15 protein-coding genes are annotated in these 11,470 nt (G+C 40.9%); all 15 read right to left on the bottom strand.

Going from position 1 to position 11,470, the window contains the following annotated elements; translation table 11 throughout:
• A partial coding sequence (locus tag R7Q41_RS23215) for a DUF4158 domain-containing protein (protein ID WP_206926118.1) occupies positions 1 to 1,127 on the bottom strand: 1,127 nt, incomplete at its 3' end.
• Between the two features lie 128 nt (positions 1,128 to 1,255).
• Complete coding sequence (locus R7Q41_RS23220) at positions 1,256 to 1,558, bottom strand: hypothetical protein (protein ID WP_077284361.1); 303 nt, start codon at positions 1,556 to 1,558, stop codon at positions 1,256 to 1,258.
• Between the two features lie 106 nt (positions 1,559 to 1,664).
• Entirely contained in the window at positions 1,665 to 2,393 is a 729-nt protein-coding gene (gene qatD, locus R7Q41_RS23225; RefSeq protein ID WP_025634089.1) for a Qat anti-phage system TatD family nuclease QatD, read from the bottom strand.
• Entirely contained in the window at positions 2,390 to 3,724 is a 1,335-nt protein-coding gene (gene qatC, locus R7Q41_RS23230) for a Qat anti-phage system QueC-like protein QatC (protein WP_025634087.1), read from the bottom strand. Before qatC ends, qatD begins: the two co-directional genes overlap by 4 nt.
• On the bottom strand, positions 3,717 to 4,574 hold the full coding sequence (locus tag R7Q41_RS23235) for a hypothetical protein (protein WP_054574966.1): 858 nt from the start codon (positions 4,572 to 4,574) through the stop codon (positions 3,717 to 3,719). Before R7Q41_RS23235 ends, qatC begins: the two co-directional genes overlap by 8 nt.
• Positions 4,575 to 4,580: 6 nt before the next feature.
• On the bottom strand, positions 4,581 to 6,344 hold the full coding sequence (locus tag R7Q41_RS23240; protein ID WP_025634902.1) for a P-loop NTPase fold protein: 1,764 nt from the start codon (positions 6,342 to 6,344) through the stop codon (positions 4,581 to 4,583).
• Positions 6,345 to 6,387: 43 nt separating this feature from the next.
• Positions 6,388 to 6,639, bottom strand: coding sequence for a hypothetical protein (locus R7Q41_RS23245; protein WP_025634901.1), 252 nt, complete (start codon positions 6,637 to 6,639; stop codon positions 6,388 to 6,390).
• Positions 6,640 to 7,014: 375 nt separating this feature from the next.
• Entirely contained in the window at positions 7,015 to 7,560 is a 546-nt protein-coding gene (locus R7Q41_RS23250) for a hypothetical protein (RefSeq protein ID WP_025634899.1), read from the bottom strand.
• A gap of 174 nt (positions 7,561 to 7,734) precedes the next feature.
• Positions 7,735 to 8,217: a hypothetical protein gene (locus R7Q41_RS23255; protein ID WP_025634898.1), complete on the bottom strand. Its 483-nt coding sequence runs from the start codon at positions 8,215 to 8,217 to the stop codon at positions 7,735 to 7,737.
• On the bottom strand, positions 8,217 to 8,549 hold the full coding sequence (locus R7Q41_RS23260) for a hypothetical protein (RefSeq protein WP_029811850.1): 333 nt from the start codon (positions 8,547 to 8,549) through the stop codon (positions 8,217 to 8,219). Before R7Q41_RS23260 ends, R7Q41_RS23255 begins: the two co-directional genes overlap by 1 nt.
• Positions 8,550 to 8,566: 17 nt before the next feature.
• Positions 8,567 to 9,073: a hypothetical protein gene (locus R7Q41_RS23265; RefSeq protein WP_029811849.1), complete on the bottom strand. Its 507-nt coding sequence runs from the start codon at positions 9,071 to 9,073 to the stop codon at positions 8,567 to 8,569.
• Positions 9,074 to 9,108: 35 nt separating this feature from the next.
• On the bottom strand, positions 9,109 to 9,609 hold the full coding sequence (locus R7Q41_RS23270) for a hypothetical protein (RefSeq protein WP_025634894.1): 501 nt from the start codon (positions 9,607 to 9,609) through the stop codon (positions 9,109 to 9,111).
• A gap of 85 nt (positions 9,610 to 9,694) precedes the next feature.
• Positions 9,695 to 9,991, bottom strand: a complete 297-nt coding sequence (locus R7Q41_RS23275) for a helix-turn-helix domain-containing protein (protein ID WP_025634893.1) — start codon at positions 9,989 to 9,991, stop codon at positions 9,695 to 9,697.
• A gap of 199 nt (positions 9,992 to 10,190) precedes the next feature.
• On the bottom strand, positions 10,191 to 10,919 hold the full coding sequence (locus tag R7Q41_RS23280) for a hypothetical protein (RefSeq protein WP_025634892.1): 729 nt from the start codon (positions 10,917 to 10,919) through the stop codon (positions 10,191 to 10,193).
• Positions 10,920 to 11,057: 138 nt separating this feature from the next.
• On the bottom strand, positions 11,058 to 11,264 hold the full coding sequence (locus tag R7Q41_RS24540) for an excalibur calcium-binding domain-containing protein (protein WP_077284359.1): 207 nt from the start codon (positions 11,262 to 11,264) through the stop codon (positions 11,058 to 11,060).
• Positions 11,265 to 11,470: the final 206 nt, after the last annotated feature.

The following is an 11,470-nucleotide window of genomic DNA, read 5'->3' on the forward strand; positions in this document are numbered from 1 at the left end:
TTCAGGTAAAGGCAGAGGGTCTGGATATCCCTGTCATTCATGACCTTCAATGCCTGTTGTCTGACTACTGAGAAGGGCTGATTGTCATCAATATTCTCGTCAACAAACAGGTGAAGTAGCTCTGCCGCTTTCGTGACATTGTCCGCAGCTGACTGCCAGGACAGGAACACTGCTTGTTGTGCAAAGGCGTTGGCGGCTTCCTGTTGTTTTCGGATATGGTAAACAAACCCATCCGTCAGGCGCTCCAGTGCAAGTTGCATGCGCTCTGTCAGATGACACAGTAACCACAGGTGCTGCTGTGAGCGTTTGAAGCGCCGCACTTTACTGCCGTAGTAATCAATAAGGCCGCTGAAGTGTTGTCGATTTTTTAGCGACAGATTGAGCCTGTCCACAACGTCATTTATTTGCGTGTGCCATGGTGCTAACCGGTGGTAAATGGCGAGCTCTTTTTTAAGCTCAGGCACGGTCAGACTTTTGGCACCACCCCTGAGATGGCTCAGACTCAGCCCGTCGTCTTTAGTAGTGATTATGTTGTCCAGAAAGACGTTAAGTTCATTACTGGTAAGTTGATTCAGTTGGAGCGTCAGGTCTTTTCTGACCTGTTGCATTGTGCGGCTTATCAGTCTTTGAAGCACGGAGTACTTAGGAATGGCAATGTTATGGCTGGCAAGGTATTCAATGGCCGCATCAAAGAGGTGTCGAGGCTCCAGCCAGGCATGACCAATGTAAACCAGGTGGTGGCACAGAGCATTGAGGTGCTGTTTTTCATTCCACTTATTGTAATTTAGTAGACGCAGTATCCTTGAGTAAATACGGTCACGCTGCATTTTACTGACACTGAAAGGCCTGATCCCTTTACCTCTTTGAATTTGGGAGGCAATAAACTGCATGTCGATACTGATATCACGGAAACTCGGAGCAATGATCACTGGCTTAGATTTAAAATAGCCCAGAAGCGCCACGAAATAACAACGATGTTTAGTAAGCCTGATAGTACGGCATTCGGCCTGTTCTACATCGTTTAGCGAAAAATACAAACGTTGTTCCTCAATAGAAAACTGAGGTGCTGAATACAAGTCTCGTTGTTCTGCCTGAGTCAGAATCGAGAGTTCATTACTAATTGCCATGATGAATAAACGCCAATATGATTGATGGTGTTTATATAAGATGGCAGAATATTGGAAGGTAACCCACCGCCACAGACCATATAATATAATACCTGTAGCGTTCTATGTTACTTTAGAGGGGAAAATCCCTAGAACCCCAAGAAGTTACGTTCCTTGAGTGCCTTAGCTAGCAACGATTCTGTAGTCGCTTGAAGTACGTTTAAAGATTTTAGATGTCCTATTAGTCTACCCATCGTCTTATCACTAACTTCCTGATCAAAGCTATCAAACTTAGCCTCCCACTCCTCTTGGGTGTGCTTAGACTTTGCCTCTCTTTCGTATAAATCACAAAAGATGAGCAACTGAATAATCGATTGCTCCACACATTGAGCACGATACATCGCTAAACCGTAATATGCGTAAACTTCTTTACAATGTTCTGATTTGTCCATAATAATTTTTTTTCGTTTGGGTCATATTTTCTCCACCTAACAAGGTGGCTAGCTCAAGATCTACATTTATAGGTCCCAATTGCACAACATCTCTACAAAGATGTATTCATTTAGCAACTAATTGACGTAAATTATTCTTCAACTGTCTAACTGTATCTGATTGAGACACTTCCCATTCTTTAGAAAGATACTGAATTACGGTATCAACATCTGAGGGGAACAGTATTTTTCCCGAAACTTTCGCAAAAGGTCCATCTGTTTCTAGAAGAATTTTATCTTTAGGTAACCAAGATATAAGTCGCTTTCCACGTGCTGAGAAAAGCATTGCTGGTCCAACTGAAAAATAACAACCTATATCGACAGCTTCTAATAACTGTTTTTTTGTCCCCAAAAACCAGTGGAGAACAGGGATGCCTGCTTTCGGGTGTTTTTTCAGACACATTAAGGTTTCGTCTACTGCATTCAGGCTATGTATTGTTAGAACTTTATCATTGAATGACTCACATTTTTTCAGAATGTGATTAAAAACCAATAATTGGTCATCAAAATGCTCTCTCCAGCCTTTTGATCCATCTAGTCCAATCTCACCTATATATTTAGTTTTCTCTATAAGTCGATCGAAAATTGGTAGTTCATTTTTCCTTAAATGAGCTAGCTGAGGGTGCAATCCCAAAGCGGTTTTGCAATGCTTAAGCCCTTTTGTGAGATTAACAGTGCCTTCGAAGGCTGAAGGCACTGTTGTTACAGATAATACGTAATAGTTTGAGCGTTCAATGTCATCCAATACCTTCTGATGTTCGGGGTATAGATCAACATGGCAATGCATATCCATCATGATGTTTTGTTAGCCTGTATAAACACTTCAACTTCCATCAAACCACGCTTAAGCGTTGATTCCAAGGCATTACGTATAGACTTATCTAGTGGGATTGGACCAGATTTACGTAGCCAAGATTTGTAATTATTGGTTTGCTTCAACCGGATAATGGCTGTTTGAACTGCTTGCAGGTCGTCTCTTGTATCCTTCTCTTTAATTAGCGTTTTCAATCGCTTTGTTTTATATGGTGCGTCATCATCAAAGCCAGCATGATGAACAGATGCTCTTCTAATTAGACAGGGCAAGCAGTGCCCACATTGTATGTGTTCTCTGTGCCAGTGGCTGCATGAAACGCTTAGCGGTACGGCTTTTTTAATAGCGTTTTGGTCAACGCACTCAGCCAACATCTCCCCCTTTGTTTTAAACTGATAAGGGTTTACGAATTTGACGTCAAAACCTATGCGTGTCAGCAATTCTTCCAACCTCTGCAAGAAGTTGGGGTGTGTGGTTCTCGTACTGTGACTACCTATTCGCCTTCTAGTTAGTGGTGGATTGATTGAGATATAGCCATTCTCAGGAACGATAATGGTTTTAATACTGGCATCACAGTTAGCACTTCTCAGTGCGGAAATGCCCAATACGGCCATCGCCAAGAAGTTAAAGCTTCTCCCACGCATACTTATGTCCGTTCTGCCTTCATATGTTTTAATTATATGAGGAGAAATTGAATAGGAGAGCTCAGCAAATGGAGAAGACAACAAAGTCTTAATTTCTTCCTGTTTTGCACCATCTCCACGATAGGCGTGACTTACTAAGAGAGGCTTATATTCTGACTCTCCATTAAGGATATCAATAGCACCCACTGCACTATCAAGACCGCCAGAAAATAGGCAAACAGCATTTTTTCCTAGAAGAGTTTTGGCTTTATATTTAGCCTGCTTACTTATCTTAGGTTTAGGCAGTTCCATTGATGTCTGCTCAAAAGTGAACATCCATTGATCGCCAGTAAGAAAGTTCAAAATTGAACTCAACTCAGCGCTTTCTGCATTCCATATATTCGGTTCACTTACAGGGATGTGAAGGTGCATTTGCCTTGACCAAGCATTCTCAGCCTTCTCTCTTAACTCAAAAGTATCTGCTGCGGTAACAGCGGAAGCAATTGTAATTAAATCGATTGCCTTAGGCTCAACAGCAACTCCCAAGTCTCTTACTGTTTGCAGTAGTCCTCTGGAAGCTAAGCTGTGTTTTTTTTGATCATATTCGTGAGTGTGGAATAGTTGTACAGGGTGGCATGACTCTGAATATTCAGGTAGTTGGTTTGGATTATCATTGAAGTAAAACTTAGTCATCGAAACTCTCCCATTCTTCAACGGTCATTGCGATGGTATCAGCTTGAATCTTGGTAATGTTATTTCTGGTGATATTGCTAGGGTTGCCATTAGTGACCTTGTCTAGCTGCTCCTGAGCTATTACCTTGATAAGCTCCCTTAGCTCAACTTCCATGCTATGGTGCTTGCTAGCAGGTTCTACGTGGAACCAAGCCCTGCCCATGCCTTCAACCACATCTTGGAAAATCAAGTCAGTTAAATAGCAGCCGATGGCTTGTTGGATTACTTCTTCAGTAAAACTATTTGGATCGAAATCTTCTGTATCTGGTAGCGCTTCTTCCAGCGCGTAATCTAAGGCAATTCTCACAGAGTCTGAGTCAGCATTATCAGGAGCCAAATGTGAAGCAATTCTATCAATAGCTTGGTCAGTGGATAGGCCTTTCAAGTCATTTAAGGAAAGGCTTTGGTTGTTGACAGTAACAGTGTCTCCACGCATTACTCCAAGTAAACCAGTACCAGCCGTTATCCCACTAGCCAACCTTCGGCTTGTGGTTTTTCCACCACCAGAGCCTTTTTTAGAATAACTCTTTAGTGCTCGCCTTAGATCAGAGCTTGAACCTCCGGCCTTGGCATAATTCCCGAATTCTCTTCTAGCTCCTGCAAAACGGTTTGCAGGATTGGCAGTACCAGATGGTTTGCCGATTTCCTGCTGAACTTTTTCATTGTCGATTTCCTTGTCACCTTGATTTTCCCCGTCCGGGCCACCAGTATCTTGAGCTGGCTCAATTGTTACAGGCGGACTTTGTTCAGCCCATGACGGAATGAGTGGGCTCTGGTTATTAGGGCCAGTTGATGATGCTGAAGTACCCATTAATACCTACTTTTCTAATTCCTTGATAATTACATTCAACCACCTTTGCTTTGGCAGTCCCTTCACGTAAGTTAGTAGCGCCTTTTTACATTTAGGCTCTTCAACTGCTAGTAGTCTCGCGCCATATATGCCTGGGGGAGCTTTTGACCAATCACTTACAGTCCTGAAGTTTTCAATTAGTCCATCCATCACAGCTAAATAGTCTTCTCTTGGGGTCGCTGCTATGGCATTTTGGTTTGTATGGCTTAGTCTTTCCGTTTGTTTCATTAAATCCTTCACAAGCTTTTGAGCAGCGCCGGACATAACTGCATTCACTAGGCCCATGGGGATACTCTCTCTACTTAAGTATGCCGCTGGGGTCAGGTTCACATTTGCAAACATCGGTGGTAGCTTCGACCACTTGTCAAGAAAGGCTAAATCTAGCTTCCACTCTTCTGGTAAATCCATATCATCGAATTCAGCTTCTGGATCTTCCAATTGAGCCAGAATCTTTGGAGAACCACTCTCTGTATCAATCAACTGATACAGTTTGTTTGTTGCTTGAGTCCCCAAACAACGCTCAAATATCACCAATTTGGTAATGGTTTTCTCATCCAGCTGCATACCACGACGGAGTGCTGTTTTTCTTCTCATTTTCACCTGATTTAAGAGGCGTTTAACAATTCGAGGGTTCCCATTTATATTGGAGGACTCTGCGAGCAATGGAGCAAGTTGTTCGGCCACGATGAACTTACTTCTGAGTTCGTCCTTACCCTGAACATCTTGAACTTTATCAACGTCCAAAAGCTCATCGACTGATATGGGTGACTGCTTCCAAGATAGCTGAAGAGACTGCTCTAGGCTTTCCCTAAGCCCCTCAAGCTGGTCACTCGTAACGCCATGATCTTGAGCTGTCAACATCATCAGGTAAGCTCTGATTTCTAGAGTACCAGGTCTTGGAACGTGTACTGGGATTTGAATTAATTTATCTAGGTAGTCTGTTTGGTGGCGCTGCGAAGCTCCCTTGTGATATTCCGGCACAGCTAAGCGGATCATATCTTCGTCTGCCGCAATCACGAATGCTGTATTTGGTAAAAACAAAAATAGTCGTATCGCTTCCAGCGTCGAAATTGCATTAAATGGCGAGCAACGGTCCAAGTTATCGACATAGACTATGAGTGGTTTATCAAATTCACTCAACAAGTCTGAGTACGCATTGCGGAACTCTTTAATTTCTTTTGGGGGTGAAAAAGCCTTTTTAGGCTTTAAAATTTCTTTGTTATCTTTAGCTATCTGCTTCGCACCATCTACTGCATCCTTGGCATCACCAAAGTCTAGTTCGCGATCCTCTCCACCACTGAATAGCCCCATCAACTTCTGAAAACCACCCATGGTGGGAACGCCAGCTAAAGCTGCACCACCATCCATCAATAATCCCAAAGATCTAATGATGTCAACACGTCCTGCAAACTCTTTAGCCTTCTTGCTCAAGCTGGCGTTGTCTTTCGCTTGGTTTACCAAGGTAGATGCAATTGTCTCTAATAGAGCCGCTTTAGCATCGTCATAGCCTTGATACATCCATGCATCGAAATGGACTTGAATGTAGTCTTGCTTCTCTTCAGATATTGATTTTTTGGTTAGCTCTAAGATTGTTGATTTTCCTGCCCCCCAATCCCCAAAAACGCCAACAGATATTGGCATCAATTCCTTTTCGGTGATTAGATCCTTAATCGATTCGGCAGTTTCACTAAAATTTAAAAAGTCTAGTGAGGACTCTTTATCAGACCACATTTAAACCCCATTTTGTCTACAAAATAGCTGTTTTCAACACGCACTATTTTCTGACTTTTAAGTCAAGCCCCAAAACTAGAGCGTTGGAACCATCTTTATTTGTTAAGACTTCTATTTTATTTGCCCGTACACTGACTTCTTCAGGTAACTCATCTTTAGAACAATGGATTACAAACTGAGTTTTGGTATTCTTGTAGCGGCTAATTAGCCCTTCATCTATGTACTTTTCAACATCTAATGGCGTTGAAAAAATATCCATATTCCTTTGAAGCTCTTCGGTTTCCTTAGTGTTCATATCTTCCTCATTTCTGCCAAAGCTATAACAGTCTATATCAAACTAAATATTCTGTTATTAGGAAAAATAGGTCAAATGATGACAAAAGAAGTGTGTCCCAAATCAGAGTCTGGCAAACTTCGGGGCATTTTCGATTTAGGAATGGCAGCGTATCGATTGCGATCGCGGCTATTTTAGCATGAGACTTTATTACTCTCTCACAGTAGAGTTAAAATAAAGCTAATCTGGTAAATAAAACGTCGGAACTGATTGCCAGGACTTTAAGTGACTATAAGACAGGAATCGAACTACCTGCCAGTTGCATTTGATACTTATTATCCCTGCTGGCAAGCGAGGTGACGAGCTGGTAGCTATTGCAATAGCTCAGAACAAGTGCTAGCCACTGGACGATAAACCTAACTTTGAAAGACTCTCTTCTCCTGTCAACACTGGGTGATAATGAAAGTGCGGTTTTAGACTTTCAGCAAACTGACTGACAACTTTTGGAAAGCCACTGTCTCCAGCTTGACTCTCGTAAGTTGAAATAAACGTAAAATCTAGTATCTCCATAGAAGGCAACGTCAACCATGCGTGAATATTGGCCATATTGGTAGGTGAACAGTCTAAAATTGATGACTTGATATCATCCTCAGTTAACTCAAAATATTTATTTCCATCAAATGTAATAGATCCAATAGTGAATATTGGTGGCGCTCCGTAAAAATGTTCTACCGCTTTCATTAGTTGAGAATGAATATTTAGACACTGTCCTACGAGATCGGTGTCTTTTAGTGGGTTATATAGATAATTTAGAAAATCCAAGCAATTTTGAAGGTTTTCATCACTACAAAATTTCGCATCTAAAGCCTTAAAGCGTGTATCAGACAATTTAAGGTACCTTGAGCGCTCAATCGCCAATTCGAACTCTTCCAAATATCTCAACTTCTGCTCCTAAGCATAAACGCCCTATTAAGGTTTGAGCAACGCAATACTGATGCCGCCGCATACCACCTTCATCACCTAAACCAACGCATAGTCAAAATGCCACACGTGCCGAATCACTCTTGAACAATTTGTTATGTTCATAGCTACTCTAAATCAACACTAAGGTTACTATCATTTTGGCCAACGGTTGTAGATCCAATACAGACATCTTGAAACACCACCAGCAATTCCTCCAAGTAGGATCAATGCCAGACCTTTAAACCCGGAAGATAGAGCATAGCCTAACTGTATTGATGTACTTCCCCAGCCGTTGGATAAGCCAGTTGATATAGCTAGTCCGAAGAGAATGATCAAGATAAAGCTAGTAATACTAATTTTCCACATTTTCATTACCAGAGAGAAAGCGAATGCAATGTAGATTAAGACCCTCAGCAATTCGATGAAGCCATAGTTAGCCATCCCAGCAAGAACATAGTTAATCGATTCGGTTAAGCTTAAAACCGCACTAAACAGAGCAAATATGGCCGCCCCCATGAAGATTACTTGTGGTAAATTGCTAACTGAAAGGTATACAAACAATCGGTTAAACAGCTGAGTAAAGAGTTTCGTCAATTTGTGTAATGAAGTGCGTACAGGGAATCCTATTTTGATCATTACTTATTTTCCATTGCTCTTAGCGCCTCACCCAGTAGCTCTTCTGTACTTAGATTTTTGTTATTAGCTAGGCTCTTATCAACTGTTCTCAGTGCCTTATATTCTGTACTTGTACTTTCGCCATCGATGTCTTCTTGTCGACGTCCATATGCAATGTAAATGTTATGAAAGACTCGATTGCGCTCCTCTCCAGTACAATCTAAATTTGCCAATTGCTTTTCAGCACCTTCAAACATGATGTCTAAGCTATCATCTGTTTTGGCTTTACAGAAATGCCGATAGGCTGTATCAATGCTTGTCTCTGTAGAAACGACAAATTTTTTCGTATTCATTTTAATAATTTTCTCATTCACTTAGCTAGAGTAATACTAAATCTATCCATGTAAGATAATATTTCAATTTCATTTTTATAAACTTCGGTAAGTTTACGTTTAGCTTTATTATACGCCCCTAACTTTCCATACTTCTCCACGGACACAACTGTAGTCTTTGTCGATAATGATCCGTCATCACCATATACATACCACTTGGCCAAATAATGGAGTTTTTTTCTTCGAGGGTCTGATTTGATAGGTGCGTTCTTTTCTATTAGTTTCGGCTCTAGACTATGGGGTAATCGGGTAAACAGTTCAGGCTCATTCAAGACTCTTTTCCAAAGCTTTTTCCCCCACAACTTTATGCCGATTTCGTTCCTTAACCTAATAGCTTTCTTTAGACCTTTCTTCTCTCCAATACGGATATAACCAACCGATCTATGAAGAATTTTATCTTCGGGTGTATGGATGTGAATCTTAAATGCAGTCTCAGCTTTTGAGATAAACCTAAGACCAGTGTTTGTCTCGAAATTGGATTTCATGTTCTAAGCTAATTATCCGTATAATTAATTGATATTTAATCTTCGTATTTACTGAGTTTGGTCTCCAAACTAGTGATCAATTCCGGTAGTTTAGATACATACTCTTTAAGCATAGTTATTTGATGTTTAGCTAGGCTTCGCGCTTGTTCAAGCTCCCTAGTTGTCACTAACTTTGAAGCATCTCCTCCAATATTTTTCCAAAGTCCTGCATCAAGTCTCTGGTTTTTATACTGTAGATCACCACCTTGAGTGCGAAAGCCGGTATCGGTTTCTTTGATTGCGATACGCTCTTTGATTTCCCCAGCTCCAACGGTGTAAATTTTAAAGGGAGCTTCGACCTCGGGTTTTCTTCTCGAAGACATGGGAATTCCTGCAATCTTACGACAGGTCTTGCAAATAGGTTTTCCGCTTAGTTTTGCATTTTCTATACTTTTGTGGGGGTCATTACTAAACCAAAGGTGTTTACCACATAGTGAGACCCATTGGCTTTCTTTGTTCTTACTCACATCGTGGTTAATATCAATAATACAAGGCATGTATATTCCTCAAACCTATCATGGCATTACTCACTATCAGAAAGTGTGAAGGGACTTCTTTGAAGTATCGCGTTTAAGGGGTAATTCAATCATCAAATTTACTCGGATAATTTAGCACATCACACACGTGCTGTCGATTAATTTCTATCCAATCACGATTTACTGCACCCCAATCTATTATCTTAAACTCACCACCTTTAGTGTGTTCAATTTTAATCTCCAATTCATGAATAGCTTTGATAGTATCCTGTGCCGTTCTACGAGGCATATTCGTTGCTTCCACTATTGCTGGGACAGTGTTAAAACCTCTATCAATTAGATATGCAACTAACAAACGTCTCAGAAATGAGGTTTGAGTTTTACTCGGCTTATTATCGTTCATGCTATCCTTCTTCGTTAAACAAGTTTTTTTTGAACAGTATTCATCATCTTCGGTAGGTAGTAATTCCCATTACACTGTAATATCTTACGTCATGACCTAGTTAACAAATGGTTTTCATTTAACCTAGCCTAGGCTTAGTAAACCATCTATACAACTAGACCACGACACAAGTGACAACGTCACGCAAAACTCAACCAAATTACTTTATGTTCCCGAACATATGCTTTAAGCAATGTGAAGTTCCAATATGCTGGTACAGTCTGTGTGAACGTAGTTTGTTTAATAGATTCGGACTCTTTAAATGCTTTATGCAGTCTTCGACTTCTCCCCGAGTAAAGAAACTACTTGGCATATTAAAATTAGTCGGGTGTACTGCCAAGCACCTCTCATTATTTGAGTCGGTATAAGTCATTTCAAACTCTAATTCCGGGTATATTTTCTGTAGCATGTTGATCTCATATACATAGCCCATATACTCATGATCAATGAACCTTTCGTGAATGTTTACGTTAGAAAGAGGGGAGGTATTTCTAAAAACTTCCTGGTTGTGGTGATAGAGGAACCGCGCAGTTATGGTCCTATGTTTTCCCTCTTCAATGAAGTAAGCATCCTCAACTTTTGTAAAAGAAATACCTGGTTTTACATGATGATCTAAATAGTAATTTGGATTTTCTTTGAGTTCCATTAGGGCTCGCTCAATACGTTTTAAGTGACGCCCACCTAAACAGTCCCCCCACTTCATCGCATCATAGCCTTGGCTATGACCAACAACGCGCTCTAAAGGAATACTGCCAAATCTCTTCTCAATATGTGGAAATAGATAAATTCCTCTACCCGTCAGATAATCGTCGAGAGGGAGTAATTCCGTATTGGTGAAATAAGCCGGATTTAGTCCATTTAGCTCCAGTATATTTGTTTTGATTGCCATACTCAGTTCCTCGTTAGTTTTTAAAGGTTTTAGCCACCGATTCGCTGGTGGGCTAATGAGCATATCAAGCAAAATGTCATCTCTACTACCTGAAGTCCCGCTTTTTGGAAGTCCAGTGATCGTATAGATAGAGTCGATTTATTCACATACAACCCCATCACCATCTCTATCGTTCATATAAGAGTATGCAGGATGTGATCTTCTTACTGGTGCAATACCATTTCTGATAGCTTCCTTGCAAGTAATCCTACCGTTATTATCTTCGTCATACATAAGTAACGGGGCGGACTTTGAAACGTTTCTCGTGGTTTTTATACTTTCCTCAGCAGGTTCATGTACGATCATTTCAGTGCTTGTGCAGTTTCTTAGTACCGAATCTAACGTTTCCACTTCTCTGCGGTCTACACTTAGAGCGTATTTCAACTTTACCTCGACCACTCTGGGGTTCTAGGGATTTTCCCCTCTAAAAAGACATAATCCTCTGTAGACCACACCAATAAATGGCTGCGGAGGTGGGTTACTACTTATAAGTGTGGCAAATTAGGTAAATA

This window comes from Vibrio sp. 2096 (assembly GCF_033339595.1).
Taxonomy (GTDB): domain Bacteria; phylum Pseudomonadota; class Gammaproteobacteria; order Enterobacterales; family Vibrionaceae; genus Vibrio; species Vibrio alginolyticus.

Bases quoted from the DNA above. Each gene is read 5' to 3' on its own strand.
- R7Q41_RS23220 (WP_077284361.1), bottom strand. From the start codon at position 1,558: ATGGACAAATCAGAACATTGTAAAGAAGTTTACGCATATTACGGTTTA.
- R7Q41_RS23260 (WP_029811850.1), bottom strand. From the start codon at position 8,549: ATGAATACGAAAAAATTTGTCGTTTCTACAGAGACAAGCATTGATACA.
- R7Q41_RS23275 (WP_025634893.1), bottom strand. From the start codon at position 9,991: ATGAACGATAATAAGCCGAGTAAAACTCAAACCTCATTTCTGAGACGT.
- R7Q41_RS23245 (WP_025634901.1), bottom strand. From the start codon at position 6,639: ATGAACACTAAGGAAACCGAAGAGCTTCAAAGGAATATGGATATTTTT.
- R7Q41_RS23235 (WP_054574966.1), bottom strand. From the start codon at position 4,574: ATGGGTACTTCAGCATCATCAACTGGCCCTAATAACCAGAGCCCACTC.
- R7Q41_RS23280 (WP_025634892.1), bottom strand. From the start codon at position 10,919: ATGGCAATCAAAACAAATATACTGGAGCTAAATGGACTAAATCCGGCT.
- qatD (WP_025634089.1), bottom strand. From the start codon at position 2,393: ATGATGGATATGCATTGCCATGTTGATCTATACCCCGAACATCAGAAG.
- R7Q41_RS23240 (WP_025634902.1), bottom strand. From the start codon at position 6,344: ATGTGGTCTGATAAAGAGTCCTCACTAGACTTTTTAAATTTTAGTGAA.
- R7Q41_RS23265 (WP_029811849.1), bottom strand. From the start codon at position 9,073: ATGAAATCCAATTTCGAGACAAACACTGGTCTTAGGTTTATCTCAAAA.
- R7Q41_RS23255 (WP_025634898.1), bottom strand. From the start codon at position 8,217: ATGATCAAAATAGGATTCCCTGTACGCACTTCATTACACAAATTGACG.
- R7Q41_RS23270 (WP_025634894.1), bottom strand. From the start codon at position 9,609: ATGCCTTGTATTATTGATATTAACCACGATGTGAGTAAGAACAAAGAA.
- qatC (WP_025634087.1), bottom strand. From the start codon at position 3,724: ATGACTAAGTTTTACTTCAATGATAATCCAAACCAACTACCTGAATAT.
- R7Q41_RS24540 (WP_077284359.1), bottom strand. From the start codon at position 11,264: ATGATCGTACATGAACCTGCTGAGGAAAGTATAAAAACCACGAGAAAC.